The organism is Lysinibacillus sp. FSL M8-0216 (assembly GCF_038595555.1).
In the GTDB taxonomy this organism is placed as follows: Bacteria; Bacillota; Bacilli; order Bacillales_A; family Planococcaceae; genus Lysinibacillus; species Lysinibacillus fusiformis.
This window is the reverse complement of the sequence record NZ_CP152007.1, coordinates 2,884,989-2,899,807: the sequence shown is the minus strand read 5'-3', so window position 1 is coordinate 2,899,807 and position 14,819 is coordinate 2,884,989. Positions and strand designations below refer to the sequence as shown.

Annotated in this window: 16 protein-coding genes; 13 read left to right on the top strand and 3 right to left on the bottom strand. The window is 37.7% G+C overall.

The window, feature by feature from the left end:
• The first annotated feature begins 14 nt into the window (after positions 1-14).
• Together MKX57_RS14250 and MKX57_RS14245 are read left to right on the top strand one after the other, a co-directional pair.
• A complete protein-coding gene (locus MKX57_RS14250; protein ID WP_008181008.1) occupies positions 15-716 on the top strand; it encodes a YjjG family noncanonical pyrimidine nucleotidase in 702 nt (233 codons plus the stop codon).
• 139 nt (positions 717-855) lie between these two features.
• Entirely contained in the window at positions 856-1,491 is a 636-nt protein-coding gene (locus MKX57_RS14245; protein WP_036148871.1) for a 50S ribosomal protein L25/general stress protein Ctc, read from the top strand.
• Positions 1,492-1,575: 84 nt separating this feature from the next.
• Here the strand turns inward: MKX57_RS14245 and MKX57_RS14240 are convergent, their stop codons facing one another.
• Positions 1,576-2,202, bottom strand: coding sequence for a membrane protein (locus MKX57_RS14240; RefSeq protein ID WP_008181003.1), 627 nt, complete (start codon positions 2,200-2,202; stop codon positions 1,576-1,578).
• A gap of 163 nt (positions 2,203-2,365) precedes the next feature.
• Here MKX57_RS14240 and MKX57_RS14235 point away from each other — a divergent pair, with 163 nt between their 5' ends.
• From MKX57_RS14235 to MKX57_RS14205, 7 genes are all read left to right on the top strand, one after another.
• Positions 2,366-2,788 (top strand): pyridoxamine 5'-phosphate oxidase family protein, encoded by a 423-nt coding sequence (locus MKX57_RS14235; RefSeq protein ID WP_089986343.1) that lies wholly within the window; start codon positions 2,366-2,368, stop codon positions 2,786-2,788.
• 95 nt (positions 2,789-2,883) lie between these two features.
• The gene (ade, locus tag MKX57_RS14230) at positions 2,884-4,629 is read left to right on the top strand and encodes an adenine deaminase (RefSeq protein WP_089986344.1); all 1,746 of its coding nucleotides are present in this window, start codon (positions 2,884-2,886) and stop codon (positions 4,627-4,629) included.
• 201 nt (positions 4,630-4,830) lie between these two features.
• Complete coding sequence (locus MKX57_RS14225) at positions 4,831-5,448, top strand: DUF2306 domain-containing protein (RefSeq protein ID WP_043990775.1); 618 nt, start codon at positions 4,831-4,833, stop codon at positions 5,446-5,448.
• Between the two features lie 48 nt (positions 5,449-5,496).
• Positions 5,497-6,894, top strand: coding sequence for a right-handed parallel beta-helix repeat-containing protein (locus MKX57_RS14220; RefSeq protein ID WP_090002616.1), 1,398 nt, complete (start codon positions 5,497-5,499; stop codon positions 6,892-6,894).
• 111 nt (positions 6,895-7,005) lie between these two features.
• Positions 7,006-8,106 (top strand): alpha/beta hydrolase, encoded by a 1,101-nt coding sequence (locus MKX57_RS14215; protein WP_089986346.1) that lies wholly within the window; start codon positions 7,006-7,008, stop codon positions 8,104-8,106.
• A gap of 233 nt (positions 8,107-8,339) precedes the next feature.
• Complete coding sequence (locus MKX57_RS14210; protein ID WP_089986347.1) at positions 8,340-8,879, top strand: flavodoxin family protein; 540 nt, start codon at positions 8,340-8,342, stop codon at positions 8,877-8,879.
• 178 nt (positions 8,880-9,057) lie between these two features.
• Positions 9,058-9,957 carry a LysR family transcriptional regulator gene (locus MKX57_RS14205; protein ID WP_342550370.1) on the top strand — a complete coding sequence of 300 codons (900 nt, stop codon included), beginning with the start codon at positions 9,058-9,060 and terminating at the stop codon, positions 9,955-9,957.
• 22 nt (positions 9,958-9,979) lie between these two features.
• Here MKX57_RS14205 and MKX57_RS14200 read toward each other — a convergent pair whose 3' ends face one another.
• Both MKX57_RS14200 and MKX57_RS14195 read right to left on the bottom strand, forming a co-directional pair.
• The gene (locus tag MKX57_RS14200; protein ID WP_089986348.1) at positions 9,980-11,008 is read right to left on the bottom strand and encodes an S-layer homology domain-containing protein; all 1,029 of its coding nucleotides are present in this window, start codon (positions 11,006-11,008) and stop codon (positions 9,980-9,982) included.
• A gap of 126 nt (positions 11,009-11,134) precedes the next feature.
• A complete protein-coding gene (locus tag MKX57_RS14195; RefSeq protein ID WP_089986349.1) occupies positions 11,135-11,872 on the bottom strand; it encodes an SDR family NAD(P)-dependent oxidoreductase in 738 nt (245 codons plus the stop codon).
• A gap of 136 nt (positions 11,873-12,008) precedes the next feature.
• On the opposite strand from MKX57_RS14195, the gene MKX57_RS14190 reads away from it, so the two are divergent.
• The 4 genes from MKX57_RS14190 to MKX57_RS14175 all read left to right on the top strand — a co-directional run bounded on the left by MKX57_RS14190 (position 12,009) and on the right by MKX57_RS14175 (position 14,812).
• Positions 12,009-12,641 carry a TetR/AcrR family transcriptional regulator gene (locus MKX57_RS14190; RefSeq protein WP_170844134.1) on the top strand — a complete coding sequence of 211 codons (633 nt, stop codon included), beginning with the start codon at positions 12,009-12,011 and terminating at the stop codon, positions 12,639-12,641.
• Between the two features lie 197 nt (positions 12,642-12,838).
• Positions 12,839-12,994 carry a hypothetical protein gene (locus tag MKX57_RS14185; RefSeq protein WP_008180975.1) on the top strand — a complete coding sequence of 52 codons (156 nt, stop codon included), beginning with the start codon at positions 12,839-12,841 and terminating at the stop codon, positions 12,992-12,994.
• A 165-nt stretch (positions 12,995-13,159) separates the two neighbouring features.
• A complete protein-coding gene (locus tag MKX57_RS14180; RefSeq protein ID WP_008180974.1) occupies positions 13,160-14,074 on the top strand; it encodes a zinc ABC transporter substrate-binding protein in 915 nt (304 codons plus the stop codon).
• Between the two features lie 9 nt (positions 14,075-14,083).
• Positions 14,084-14,812, top strand: coding sequence for a metal ABC transporter ATP-binding protein (locus MKX57_RS14175; protein ID WP_043990773.1), 729 nt, complete (start codon positions 14,084-14,086; stop codon positions 14,810-14,812).
• Positions 14,813-14,819: the final 7 nt, after the last annotated feature.

Sequence of the window (14,819 nt, the reverse complement as noted above, 5' to 3'; positions counted from 1 at the left end):
AAGTAGGTACGGACATGACGAAATATGAAATATTATTATTTGACGTGGATGATACGTTACTAGATTTTGATTTGGCTGAAAATGCTGCACTTGACCGCATGTTTAAAGAAGAAAACATAGTAGTTACTTCCGAGATGATTGCACGTTACAAAGAAATTAATGAGTCGATGTGGCGAGCGTTTGAGCGTGGAGAAGTAACGAAAAATACATTACATAATACCCGTTTTTCGATTGCTTTAAAGGAATTTGGCATAGAAGTTGATGGGACCTATTTTGAATCACTTTTCCAAAAATATTTACGTGAGGCCCACCATTATGTTGAGGGTGCTTATGAGGTAATCGCTCAGCTAGCCAATCATTATCATTTATATGTCGTATCGAATGGGGTAACCGTTACACAAAATAAACGTCTTGTGGATGCGAATTTAGCGCAATATTTTAAAGGCATTTTTATTTCGGAGCAAACAGGCTATCAAAAACCTATGCCCGACTTTTTCGATTATGTGTTTGAACGAATTGATAATTTTGATAAAGAAAAAGCGTTAATTATTGGCGATTCTTTGACATCCGATATAAAGGGTGGTTTACAGTCCGGTATCGATACTTGTTGGTTTAATATCCGCAATGTTGAAAACACAAGTGGCATTGAACCGCATTATGAAATTAAAAAATTGCAGGACTTACATGACTTACTGAATCAAAAAGTAGCACTATAAGTAATCATCAGGCACCTTCTTTGTTTTTTAGACAGAGAGGTGCTTTCTTTTTGCTCAGTACAGGTCATGCAGGTATAAAAAACCGAGGAAAGGGCAAAACCATTTATGAGACTAGTTTCCATGAAAGGGGAAATATTCGATGAATACGGTTTTAACAGCCAATAAACGCCAAAAAGGACGTCAATCCTCATTAACACAACTTCGACAAAACGGTGCCATCCCAGGTGTTGTCTATGGCTTTCAAATGGAATCAACAGCCATTACATTAGACGCAAGAGTATTTGCTAAATTACTTGCAGCGCATGGTACAAAAAGTGTTTTTCAATTAGATGTTGATGGAAAGCGTATTAATGCTGTTTTATCAGAAGTTCAGCGCTGTGCTTTAAAGGGGAATATTAAACATGTTGATTTTAAATCGATCAATATGTCAGAAGAGCTGGAAGTAGAAATTCCAGTAACCGTAATCGGTGATGCCATCGGAGTAGCAGATGGAGGCTTCCTCTTACAGCCTAATCGTGAGGTTCGTATTAAAGTGAAGCCAACAGAAATTCCCGAAACAATCGAAATCGATGTCACGAATGTAGCAATTGGGACGTCCCTATACGTAGGAGATATACGTCAACAATTTTCATTTGAAATTTTACAAGAAGATGACTATACACTGGTGACGATTACACCGCCATCTGCTGAAAATGTTCAAGAAGACGACACTGTGGACGACACGCCTGAAGTGATTGAAGCGACAGGGCAAAATACGTCTGAGCCAGAAGCATAGCGTGAAACAAGGAGCCATTTCCCAACATGGCTCCTTGTTATTTCCCTAAAAAAAGACAATGCATTCTTTGCATTGTCATAAAGCTTAAATGACGGCGCTTTTCACGCCCGTCCATCTCATAAATAATTTTTCGTTATAAGTTAAGGCAAATTGTACAATTGGTCCAAGTCCAAAGGCCATAATCACCGTACCAATGCCGATAGGACCGCCAAGTAAGAAGCCGAGTACAGCGACCGTAACTTCCATGGTTGTACGGGAACGTGTGACGCTCCAGCCAAGTTTATGAACCATCATTAGCATTAAGGTATCACGAGGACCAATTCCTAAATTAGCCACCATATACATACCGCAGCCCCAGCCTAGTAATACTAACCCTGTTAGGTAAGAAACAAGTTGCATCCAAAAGCCATCGATATCAGGTAGCCAATAATTAAAAATATCAATGAAGATGCCAGCTAAAAACATATCGATAAAAGTTCCTGGCAATGGGAATTTTTTTGTTATTAGCATATCAAACGCTAAAATAGCCAGTCCTAAAATGATGGACCATGAACCGATTGTTAGCCCGAGTGTTTTGGTTAAGCCAATATGTAAAACATCCCAAGAGCCTACGCCAAAAAGCTGCCCTTTAATGGTTAATGTGATGCCAAAAGATAGCACGATAATGCCTGTTATGAAAAATAAACAGCGCGTAAAAAAAGCTTGTTTCATTTTTTAACCCTCATTCATCCGTAAATTCCTGTTGTCCATCCAATTATTATAACAAGAGATTTTCAATTTGTCCGAAGTTTGTCATTTCACATTTTTCAAAAAAAACAGTTTAGCTTTAGGTGGAGAGGGCAAAATATAGGTATAGAAGAAAGGATGAGATGAAATGACTTCTGTACGCGAAGAAATTTTAGAAGTTTTGAACCGTGAAAAAATTGGAACAATGGCTACTGTAGAAAACGGGAAACCTTATTCGCGCTATATGACGTTCCAGCATGAGGATTTTGTGTTATATACTGTGACAAATAAGCATTCTGAGAAAATGGAGGAGCTCCGTCAAAATCCATATACCCATATTTTATATGGCTATGAAAATGGAGGCTTTGGTGATTCCTATGTGGAGATAGAGGGCAAGCTCACGGAAGTACACGAAGAAGGAATCAAAAATAAAATTGCAGAAATTTTCACGAATATTTTTATTGGCAATCAGGATGAAATGGTGACCTTAAAAATTGAACCTATTCGTATGCGTTTGATGAATAAAAAAGGACAACCACCAAAAGAGCTAGAATTTTCGAGCGACCATTAAACAATGGTCGTTTTTTACTGACTTGACGATTAATAGTTGCAATGATAGACAACTTTCAGGCATGATAGTTCTTAAAAGAAAAAGGAGTATAGGCTATGACAACAAAATTACAACAATTAACGCAAAATATTTTATCATCTCAAGGTAAATTAGAGGCAGATTTTATTCTTAAAAATGCACAAGTTGCCGATGTCTTTACATTAACGTGGAAGAAAGCGGACATTGTTGTGAAGAATGGCATGATTGTGGCACTGGATACTAACAACAGATTTCATGCAAAAGTGGTAGAGGATGCAGCGGGGAGCTACGTCATTCCTGGATTAATAGATGGCCATATACATATTGAATCTTCGATGCTAACACCGGGGGAATTTAGTCGTGTCTTAATTCCTCATGGTATTACAACCGTGATTACAGATCCACATGAGATCGCAAACGTAGCAGGAGCAGAAGGAATCCAATTTATGCTGGAAGATGCACAAAAAGCTGATATGGATATTTTTGTAATGCTTCCTTCAAGTGTACCAGGGACACAGTTTGAAAACGCTGGCGCAACATTAACAGCCCAAGATTTGGAGCCATTTCTGCACCATGAACAAGTTCTTGGCTTAGCGGAGGTTATGGATTTCCCAGCCGTGTTAAATGGAGAAGAGGGAATGCTTCAAAAAATTTTATTATCAAAGGAAGCAAATCTAGTTATTGATGGGCATTGTGCGGGCTTACAAAGTGAGCAAATTACAGGCTATCGGGCTGCAGGTATTCAGACGGATCATGAATGTGTGACAGCCGAAGAAGCCATTGACCGTGTAGAGCAGGGGATGTATGTCCTTATTCGAGAGGGATCAGCAGCGAAAAATTTACGTGATTTATTACCGGCCGTTCAGCCACACACTGCACGTCGCTTTGGTTTTTGTACGGATGATAAATATGTGGATGAGCTGATTGATGAAGGTAGCATCAATTACGATGTTGCGATGGCAATAGAGGAGGGGATGACACCATTGCAGGCAATCCAGCTAGCAACCGTGAACACAGCAGAATGCTATCGTTTATTTGATCGAGGGGTACTGGCACCAGGCTATAAAGCTGATTTTGTGTGTATAGATGATTTATCGACGATGCAGGCAAAAGCAGTTTGGAAGAATGGTCATAAAGTTGCTGAAAATGGCAACATGCTGACAAATCGTCAGGAGACAATAGTTCCTGCCCATATTCATCACTCTGTTCATTTACCAAGCATCACAAAGGATAGACTACAATTATCATTCACCAAGGGAACGAAGGCGAATGTAATGGAAATTGTGCCGAATCAGCTAATTACCAATCATTTAGTCATAGATGTACCTGTGAAAGACGGCGTATTTGTCCCATCGGTAGAGGAAGATTTACTGAAATTAGCGGTTATCGAACGCCATCATCAATTGCATACGACAGGCTTAGGCATAGTGAAGGGATTTGGGTTACAAAAAGGCGCAGTAGCTACTACAGTAGCCCATGATTCACATAATGCTCTTGTTGTAGGCACAAATGATGAGGATATGGTTCTGGCACTTTCCCGCATTCAGGAAATCCAAGGTGGCTTCGTTATTGTAGCAGACGGTGAAATTCTCGCAGAGATGCCTTTAACAATTGGGGGCTTAATGACAGATGTACCAGCACAGCAGGCGAAGGAACAGCTAGCTGGCTTACACGGTGCTTTACAGAAGCTCAACCCAACTTTAGATTTTCATTTTCTACTGACATTCTCTTTTGTAGCATTACCAGTAATTCCTGCTTTAAAATTAACAGATACAGGGTTATTTGATGTAACAACCTTCCAGCATATAGCAGTGGAAGCATAGAAAAAAACGACCTAGTTGCGGAGAGCGATTAGGTCGTTTTTTTGCTTAAAATTGTCTAGTAACAAAGGTGAATGATTAGTATCGGAAGAAGAGTCCTTAATGATAGACTGTTTATAGATACTTTGAGATAGACAGATGTACCATTTTGATCGGACACTAGTGTATCTAAAGGGCACTTTACAAACAGAGAGGAAGCAGGACATGAGAAGTAGAAAAGGCTTAGTCATTAGTTTATCGGTGATAGCTGTAATGTGGATTCTACATACAACATCTAAAAATTTTATGGTCGATCCGACATTTTCGACATTTCTTTCGAACAAGGAAATAGAACTTCCGAATGAAAAATTATGGATTGTCATGATCCAACTACATATCGCTTTAGCCATTATTGCTTTAATTACTGGGCCATTAGGTCTTTCGAGAGCGATGAGAATGAAAAACCCTCATCTACACCGCTGGAATGGTCGAATCTACGTAATGGTGATTGTATTTAATATACTTCCAGGATATTATGTAGCTCTCTACGCAAATGGGGGTATATGGAGTACGATTGGTTTTCTCATTTTAAATACACTCTGGTTGCTTACGACGATAAACGGTTATCGCTTTATAAGAAAAGGACAAGTTCATCGTCATCGGAGCTGGATGCTAAGAAGCTTTTTCTTAACGTTTGCCAATCTAACTATTTACATACTTGTGACGATATTTCAATATGTAGCGGGTCTTTCATATGGATTTTCGTATTCGTTAGGAGCGTGGTTAGCCTTTATGATTAATTTAGTATTGGCAGAGATTGTGATTAGAAAATCGACCATTTAACGTCGTTTCAAAAACGATTTTAGAAATTATCGTGAAAAGGGAGAATATATGAAAAAATGGATTTTATTTTTTTTGATTATAGCTGCTGTGATGATCGTTTTAACGACGAATGATACAGAAACAAAACAGGATAGGACAATATTTGTAGACAGCAATGGAAATGATTCCAATAATGGTACAAAATTAAGCCCATACCGAACACTAAAAAAGGCGGCATTAGAAGCGGAAGCAGGGACAACCGTATTGATACGGAAAGGCATTTATAAGGAAAAGCTTTCTGTTATACATAGTGGTACAAAATTAAACCCCGTTATTTTCAAGGCGTATGAAAATGAAGAAGTTATTCTTAGTGGAGAGTCGATGGAAAATACTGACGATGATGCAACTCTTGTAACGATAAAGAATAAAAATTACATTACCATTAGTGGATTCACTATCCAGGATTTAACGACGGAACAACAAGATGAAACAGTGATGGGAATCTATGTAACAGGCTCCAGTAGCCATATTACCGTAGCGAATAATCATGTGAAAAGAATAAAAACCTTTGCCGAGGATGGAAATGGCCATGGTATCGCTGTCTATGGAACAGGTTCAATGAGAGATATAAATATTGTAGGTAATAAAGTGGAAGATTTAATAGTAGGTGCAAGTGAATCGATGGTCCTGAATGGAAACATTGATGGATTTACAATAGAAAATAATGTAGTTCGTCGAAGCAATAATATCGGAATTGATCTGATTGGGTTTGAAGGAATTTCAAATGATAAAAAATTGGACTATGTACGAAACGGTGTTGTAAAAAATAATCAAGTTTATGAAATTTCCTCCTATGGTAATCCAGCATATGGCGAGAATTATTCTGCTGGGGGGATATATGTCGATGGTGGAAAGAATATAACGATTGAGAACAATACTCTTTATAAGAATGATATCGGAATTGAAGTAACATCTGAACATGCAAATAAGTATGCAGATAATATAAAAGTACTAAATAATACAGTATATAATAATTTTTTCACAGGAATATCGATTGGTGGGTATGATGAAGAAAGAGGAGGGACGAAAAATTCGATTATCTCACACAATATTATTTACCGTAATGATACGATGGAATTAAATGGAGGACAGCTTTTATTACAGTATGATACTCAAAATAATGTAATCGAAAAAAATATACTAACAGCTGGATCATCTCGAATATTTATAGCTAACTATTTTACTAGTAATAAAAATAATAAATTGGCGAGGAATGTGTTTCATCAAGAAAAAGGGGAGGATGGTATTTGGATATGGAAGGATACCGAATATGATTCGTTTAAAAAGTTTAAAATCGCTTCTAATAGTGATGCGACATCTAGTTATCTAGATCCTCAATATAAAAACATGGACAAATTTGATTTTAGACTTGAAAAAGATTCACCTGCAGAACATATAGTGAAGTAAAAAATACGAAGGCTAAGGCTAAAAAGATGCTTGAGTTGTCAATAAAATCATCTTTGGGTAATTCGTAGATGCTCGTCAAACTTTTTTCACTACTTACGGAGGTTAGTGATTATGAAAATAATGAAGAAAACAGCCAAGTTTGTGGGAATATTGCTAGCTATATTGGTTTTGATCATAGGGTTTGGTTATGCTTTTCTTGAGATTAATCCATTTGGCAATAAACCAGGTAAGCCAGTTGCCGATATTGAACGTAAGGTTGAAATTTGGGGAGAAGAAGTTGCAGGTAATCATTCTGGAAGCAAGCTAGACGATATGAATATTAAAGGCAATCCTAATAGACTGCTGGCTACATTTAAATTTATCGGCAATATTGTAGGAGAAGACTATCAAAATAATGAGGCTGCCATTGATACGTTTACATATGTCCGTGAAATAGAGGGAGGCTATGAAAAGTCTACCTATGAGGATGAGCCATATTTGATTCCATATACGGTGTCAAACAGTGATAGTGCGGTCATTGTGATTCCAGGTGGTGGCTATGGCTTTAAGGAAATGGATGGCGGCACTACTGAAGGAAAAGATATCGCTGAATCATTAAATAAGGCAGGTATCAACGCGTTCGTTCTACACTATCGTTCCAATCCCTATGAATGGCCCATTCCCCAATTAGATGTGCAGCGTGCTGTCCGTTATCTACGTTATCATGCAAATGATTATGGTATACATCCTAATAAAATTGGATTGATAGGCTTTAGTGCAGGTGGTTTTCAAACAGGAAGTTTTATTAATCTCATTCAGGGAGAAAAACGGCTTCCAAAAAATTATCAGCTTGATGCTATCGATGCAGTTGATGACCAAGTAGCATCTGCAGCTATGATTTACCCTGCATTGACGTACCGCTATAATATCCCAATGCTCTTTGCATCTTTTGATGATAAAGTGGTTAGAGATCCAGAAGAACGAGAAGAGCTTTTGCTTAAGACTGATTTATCCAAGCATTTCAGAACGGCTCATATCCCTCAATTTATTGCTTATGGAACAAAGGATTCAGCAGTTGGGGTAAAAGGACCTCAGGAATATATTCAGTCCGCACGAAATGCAGATGCGGATGTCACTGTGATTGTAGCAGAAGGTCAGAATCATGGCTTTAAGCAGCAATACTATATGCGTGAGTATCTTGAATGGGTAAAGAAAATTTTTGATTCTGTATAATGTGGAGGTCTAATCATGAAGAATCATTCAAGAGGATAGCCATTTATCCCATTAAAAAAATCCTTTTTCTGAAATTTTTCATGATGTATTTCCCATGCTAGTCACTTCTCTATAATCGATTTTTTCGATTCATTTTATCGAAATAATCATCTTTATCGATTTGTGAAATCATAATAAGATATAACTATTCGGGAATAATACTAGAAAACTTTAAGGAAGAAGGGATCACCAACATGTCAATAGCCGTTATTTATGGTGGAAATCGTCCGAATGGCAATGCAGAAACGTTAACAAAATTAGTCACTCAAGATTTAAAAGTTGAAGAAATTTATCTAAAGGATTATTCAATTCTACCTATAATAGATAAACGCCATACAGAGGAGGGTTTTTCTACAGTCAATGATGATTATAATTCCATCATTGAACGTATACTTCCGCATGATATTCTACTATTTTCTACACCTATTTATTGGTATAGCATGACAGGGCCGATGAAAAACTTTATTGATCGTTGGTCACAAACTTTAAGAGATTCAAATTACCCCAATTTCAAGGACAATATGTCTTCTAAAAAAGCGTATGTCATTGCAGTTGGTGGTGATATGCCCTATATAAAAGGGCTACCAATGATCCAGCAGTTTCAACACATCTTTGACTTTATGGGGACATCATTTGAAGGATATATTTTAGGAGAAGGAAATAAACCAGGAGATATAGTTCAAGATTTAAAAGCGATGTCAGCAGCCGAATGTCTTAGAAAAGAACTGCAATAGCATGAGATTAAAAAAGGATTTGGACGATAAAGTTTCCAAATCCTTTTCTGTTTAATGGACCTCGTTTGGTTGAAAAGTTATTTATTTTTGCTAAGCTAGTGTAAACTGGATTTACTATCGATAAATGTGAATGATTCATAAAAATATATCGAAAAAGTTGTTTAAGAGGGGTGCGGAAATGGATATAAAGCAGCTTCAAACATTTTTAACAGCAGCAGACACATTAAGCTTTACACAAACGGCACAGCGCCTAGACTACGCTCAATCAAGTATTACTGCGCAAATTAAAACATTGGAACAAGAGTTAGGGGTTATACTTTTTGATAGGCTTGGGAAGCGGATCATTTTAACAGAGGAAGGCAAGCGTTTCCAACAATATGCTGAAAAAATGTTAGAGCTAGATCGTGAAATGAAAAAGGCGATGTCCAATGAACAAGAACAAGTAGTGTTAAAAGTAGGGGCACAGGAAAGTCAATGTGTTTATCGACTTCCAAGCATTTTGCAGCAATTTCAACAGGCGCATCCCCATGTGAAAATTATATTTAAGCCTGTGCATACGACTGACATTGCCAAGGAGTTATTGCAATCAGGTAAGTTAGATGTGGCCTTTATTACAGATACATATCAGGAAACAGCGATGCTACATCGAGAACGTTTACTCGAAGAACAGCTTATTTTTGTGAGTGCCTCGAAAGCTAGAAGAGAGCCTCTCGTCGCTTCTCATCTTTCAACAGAAACCATGCTACTAACGGAAACGGGGTGCTCCTATCGCAATCATTTAGAAGCACAGCTACAGCAGGAAAATATTTTGCCTCTACAAATGATAGAGTTTGCGAGCATAGAAGCGATTAAGCAATGTGTGATGGCTGGTTTAGGTATTACATTTTTACCGAGAATGGTCGTAGAAAAGGAATTAGCAAATGGACAATTAGAGGAAATTCACTCGACAATCAACTTAGCACCAATCTTTACAGACATTGCTTGGCATAAAGATAAACATATGCAGCCTTGCCTTCTAGATTTTATTGCCATAGCCAAGGAGCAATATAAAATTTTTGGTGCTCAAAAAAGAGCCTGAACGAATCAGACTCTTTTGTGTACTATTGTTGTTTTAGTGTACCAGAATAATTGGTGCCTTCACTACGCTCTGCACGGCAATCCACTTCTGTAACTTTCAGCGCATTATTTGTTAATCGCTCTAGCTCAACGACACAACGATTGCCGTTAGAGGACTTATTCATTAATGCCTTATTCGAACTTGTTATCGTGGCAGTTCCGTTGACTTTCCCTGTAGCTGTCCCATCATTCGCAGTTAAAGCAATGGAAAAGCTATTGCTTGTGGCGTTTGAAATGATAGCATCTCGACGGTTAAAGTCATTTGTTCCTTTACCCCATTTATAATAATACGTATAAACCCCTTCCCAAGCACTCTTGCTAGGTGTAGTTTGTTGCATTGATTTATCGAGCTGATTTTGGGCATTTTTAGCACGAGTGTTTAACGATAATTTGTTGGCATTGTCTTGAATGGCTTGTGCATCCCCTGAAATTTCATAAAAATTTCGTTCATCCATGCGATACAGCATTGTCACAACCTGTGCTCGTGTCATATTGTTGGTCACACCATAAAACTTTTGTAAATTACGGTCTTCATACTGTGGATTTTGCCCAGAAGAAATATAGTAATCAAGTAAAAATTGAATAGATGAATCTAATCCTTTTTTTCCACTGGCTAAATGAGTAATAGCCTGTGCCACGACACCACGCTTCACGGTAGCAGCTCGTAGCCGATTATCGAAATAGCCGTTTAAAGGGACACCATAGCTAGCAAGCTGGTTATAAAATTCATCCGACCAGATGGCAGAAGGGGTCTGTTTTTTTAATTCATCGATGGGAGATTCAAGCTCGTAAAAGATAGCTAAAAGTTTAGCTAATTGCTGTTCGGTAATAGTAGCATTCGGTTTAAATGTACCATCAGCAAAACCATTCACAATATCATATTCTTCTGCCCATAAGATAGCTTCATAGGCATAATGATCCTCTGACACATCTTTAAAACCAGCAGCTTGTACATTGCTTGCACTGCCTACGATAAGAATGGAAAATAATAATATACCTATTAATTTTTTCATTTGTCATCTTCATCCTTTCCTGCTCGATATGTTAATAGTTTGCAGGAAATGGATAAAAACTGCAAATTTTTCTTAATAAAAAAATAATCGCTACCCTCTACAGGGGAAGCGATTATTTAGTGTTATTTATTGGGCAGTATAGCCACCATCCACCGTTAATGTGTTGCCTGTCATAAATGTTGAATCATCGCAGGCCATGAATAAAACGGCTTTTGCCATTTCCTCTGGTTGACCTAAACGTTGCATGGGTGTTACTTGACGTAATGGCTCTTTGCTTTCTTCAGGAATAATCGGTGTATCAATAAAACCAGGGCAAAGGGCATTGACACGGATGCCGCGCGTAGCAAACTCTAGTGCTAGTGAACGTGTTAAGTTGATAACGCCACCTTTCGCTGCATTATAGGCTGCAGACCCTGGTGAACCAACCCATCCATACATGGAGGCAGTATTGACAATTGTCCCGCCTTGCGCTTTTAGCATTTCCTTAATGGCAGCCTGTGCCATTAAAAATACACCATCTAAATCTACATTCACTGTTTGACGCCATTCTGCATAAGGTAACTCCTCAGTTGGCGTTACTCGTCCAATTCCTGCATTGTTAAATAGAACATCGACTTTGCCAAATGTCTCTAGTGTTGTTTGATAAATAGCGGCCACTTCATTTTCATCTGTTACATTCGCTTTAATAAAGAGAGCCTCTGCTCCGCCTGCCTGCAGTTGGGCTGCAAATGCTTGGCCTTTTTCTTCATTAAGATCTACAAGTACTACTTTAGCACCTTCTGCTACAAATAATTCAGCAGTTGCTGCACCAATTCCTGAAGCACCACCTGTAATAATTGCGACTTTATCTTGTAATTTCCCCATATATGACACTCCCATAAAAGTAAATTTTCTTGCACACTGTGTCAATCACGGTGTACTTTTATTGTAAAACTCTATAAAACAGAAACAATCATTAATGTTATGGCAAGTGTCTAACTAGTAGACATATCTATATAAAATGTCTAAAAGGGAGGAAGAAATAGTGACAAAATGGACACAAAGACAGGAAAGAACCCGTCGTCATTTTTATAGCACTTTAGTTGATTTAATTAAAAAAAAAGGATTTCAGGCAATTACAGTAAAGGATATTGTAGAACAAGCAGGCTATAATCGTAGTACTTTTTATGTGCATTTTCAGGATAAAGTTGAGCTAGCAGAAAATTTGCTAGAGCAGATGTTGAATGGACTAGAACAAGCAGTGGGGGAACCATATTTATTTGGTGAAAGAGTGTACACAACGAAGCTCAAAGCTCCTTCATTTAATATTATTCATTACATGTATCAGAATCGTACATTTTTTGAGCTATTAAATTTTGAAGATACGATTCCTGGATTGCATACGCGCATGCCTTTGACGATTACTAAAATTTATCAAGAGCAATTTAACTTTGAGACCATAAACAATCAACCAGTGAATATGGATATGTTCAAACATTATACCTCTTACGGCTTCTACGGATTAATGATGCAATGGATTGCAACCGGCTATGAAAAATCAGAAGAAGCTTTAATAAAAGACGTCATTGAATTGACTCGGACGCATATTTATGCATTTGAATATATAGGAAAACCGCTAGCAATCAACGATTGACCGTATTTAATATCACTATTTTATAAAAAATCTCTAATCATAGCATTAGAGATTTTTTTGTTTGGGCGAAAGTAAATTTTCCTCTAGAAAAAAATTTTTTTAAAGAAATTTTCATAAAGTAGTTGAATTATTTTTGTTTTAAGCATATATTTTTCCTAAGGGAAACAAAATATCTCTAAAGAAAGAAGAGTGCGTGAATGAAAGAGTTAGGTGAATTCAAGCTGACGATTCTTCCAATGGTTGTTTTATTACTTCTTACGATTCTTTGGAAACTTACAGAGTCTGTAGGAGCAGGCATAATATTAATCCTTTTCTGGATGAGCTGGCGCCAGTTTATTCGGAAAATTATATAAATAAAGTGGCAGTATGAGAAAGAGCGATGCATGTAATGATGCAAGTCTGACAAGGCGGGCGTAGCCGAAAGATTTAATAAGGCATGTCCGCCACCCCCTTTATAGGTGCAGCATGACCGCTTTTTTTCAAGCAATGACTAATAAAATGAAAGTAGAGGTAAGTCAATGAAACAATGGTTAGGTGTATTCGTACTATCACTCTCACTTCTGTTATTCGGTTGTTCAACTGAAGCAGATGGAGAAAAAAAAGGAATTGTTGTCGCCACAACAGGACAAATTGCAGATGCTATAAAAGAAATTAGTGGCGATCATTTACAAGTATCAGCATTAATGGGACCAGGGGTTGACCCCCATTTATACAAGGCTACCCAAAGCGATTTATCGAAATTGGATAAGGCCGAAGTTATTTTTTACAATGGTTTACATTTAGAAGGACAGATGCTCGACATTTTTGAACAAATGGCAAAAGATAAAACCGTGTTAGCTGTTGGGGAAACATTAGATACTAAGCAATTACTTGCTAGTGATAGTGATGCCATGCTACATGATCCTCATATATGGTTCGATATTGAACTTTGGAAGGGAGTTGTCCAAGCAATCAGTTTGCAACTCCAAGAAGAATACCCAGAATTCAAAGAGGATTTTCAACAGAATGAAATGTCTTACTTAAAAAAGCTAGATGATTTACAAAGCTATGCAAAAAAACGTGTCGAAGAAATTCCAGAGCCGCAAAGGATTTTAGTAACTGCCCATGATGCTTTTAATTATTTCGGTCGAAGTCAAGGCTTTGAAGTGCGTGGCTTACAAGGCTTAAGTACAGATTCAGAGTATGGAGTCAAAGACGTTCAGGAAATGGTTGATTTCTTAGTCGCTCATAAAATCAAGGCAATTTTTATCGAGTCTAGTGTATCTGATAAAGCGATGAAGGCGGTTATAGAAGGGGCTAAAGAAAAGGGACATGACATTGTGATCGGTGGAGAACTATTTTCGGATGCAATGGGTGCGGAAGGCACAACAGAAGGTACGTATATAGGGATGTATCAATATAACATCGACACAATTGTCGATGCATTAAAGTAGGTGGATAAAATGGATGCATTAACAGTGGAAAATCTTTCAGTAGCTTATGATAAGAAAACAGTATTGGAAAATGCCTGTGTGACGGTTCCTAAAGGTCATCTAGCTGCGATTATCGGGCCAAATGGTGCCGGAAAATCAACGTTTTTAAAGGCTATATTAAACCAACTTCCAAATAAAGTTGGAAAAGTAGAAATTTTAGGAAAAATCTTTGAGCCAAAAAGTTTAGTAGTTGGGTATGTACCACAGCGAAATGCCGTTGATTGGGATTTCCCGACAAATGCTCTCGATGTTGTGTTAATGGGGAGATATGGTCATACAGGTTTATTTAAAAGACCGACGAAACAGGATAAACTAGTCGCTCGGCAAGCATTAGCAAGTGTAGGGATGCTGGACTTTGCAGAGCGTTCTATAGGTCAGCTTTCGGGTGGACAGCAGCAGCGTGTATTCCTAGCAAGAGCTTTAGCACAAAATGCAGATATTTATTTCTTAGATGAACCCTTTGCTGGGGTCGATGCTGCAACAGAAAAAACGATCATTGATATTTTAAAAGAATTAAAGGCTCAGGGAAAAAGTATTTTTGTCGTGCATCACGACCTTCAAACGGTGAAAGAATATTTTGATTATACAATTCTATTAAACAAAACGATATTAGCATCAGGTGCAACAGAAGAAGTTTTTACACCAGAACAATTGCAAAAAACATATGGTGGTAAACTATTCATGATGCAGCATGCGTAGGGAGGGA

What these genes read in the sequence shown, in the direction of transcription:
- MKX57_RS14235 (WP_089986343.1), top strand. Translation starts at nt 2,366, where the DNA reads ATGACTTCTGTACGCGAAGAAATTTTAGAAGTTTTGAACCGTGAAAAA.
- MKX57_RS14210 (WP_089986347.1), top strand. Translation starts at nt 8,340, where the DNA reads ATGTCAATAGCCGTTATTTATGGTGGAAATCGTCCGAATGGCAATGCA.
- MKX57_RS14200 (WP_089986348.1), bottom strand. Translation starts at nt 11,008, where the DNA reads ATGAAAAAATTAATAGGTATATTATTATTTTCCATTCTTATCGTAGGC.
- MKX57_RS14220 (WP_090002616.1), top strand. Translation starts at nt 5,497, where the DNA reads ATGAAAAAATGGATTTTATTTTTTTTGATTATAGCTGCTGTGATGATC.
- MKX57_RS14215 (WP_089986346.1), top strand. Translation starts at nt 7,006, where the DNA reads ATGAAAATAATGAAGAAAACAGCCAAGTTTGTGGGAATATTGCTAGCT.
- MKX57_RS14190 (WP_170844134.1), top strand. Translation starts at nt 12,009, where the DNA reads ATGTCTAAAAGGGAGGAAGAAATAGTGACAAAATGGACACAAAGACAG.
- MKX57_RS14180 (WP_008180974.1), top strand. Translation starts at nt 13,160, where the DNA reads ATGAAACAATGGTTAGGTGTATTCGTACTATCACTCTCACTTCTGTTA.
- MKX57_RS14205 (WP_342550370.1), top strand. Translation starts at nt 9,058, where the DNA reads ATGGATATAAAGCAGCTTCAAACATTTTTAACAGCAGCAGACACATTA.
- MKX57_RS14240 (WP_008181003.1), bottom strand. Translation starts at nt 2,202, where the DNA reads ATGAAACAAGCTTTTTTTACGCGCTGTTTATTTTTCATAACAGGCATT.
- MKX57_RS14250 (WP_008181008.1), top strand. Translation starts at nt 15, where the DNA reads ATGACGAAATATGAAATATTATTATTTGACGTGGATGATACGTTACTA.
- MKX57_RS14225 (WP_043990775.1), top strand. Translation starts at nt 4,831, where the DNA reads ATGAGAAGTAGAAAAGGCTTAGTCATTAGTTTATCGGTGATAGCTGTA.
- MKX57_RS14195 (WP_089986349.1), bottom strand. Translation starts at nt 11,872, where the DNA reads ATGGGGAAATTACAAGATAAAGTCGCAATTATTACAGGTGGTGCTTCA.
- MKX57_RS14175 (WP_043990773.1), top strand. Translation starts at nt 14,084, where the DNA reads ATGGATGCATTAACAGTGGAAAATCTTTCAGTAGCTTATGATAAGAAA.
- MKX57_RS14185 (WP_008180975.1), top strand. Translation starts at nt 12,839, where the DNA reads ATGAAAGAGTTAGGTGAATTCAAGCTGACGATTCTTCCAATGGTTGTT.
- ade (WP_089986344.1), top strand. Translation starts at nt 2,884, where the DNA reads ATGACAACAAAATTACAACAATTAACGCAAAATATTTTATCATCTCAA.
- MKX57_RS14245 (WP_036148871.1), top strand. Translation starts at nt 856, where the DNA reads ATGAATACGGTTTTAACAGCCAATAAACGCCAAAAAGGACGTCAATCC.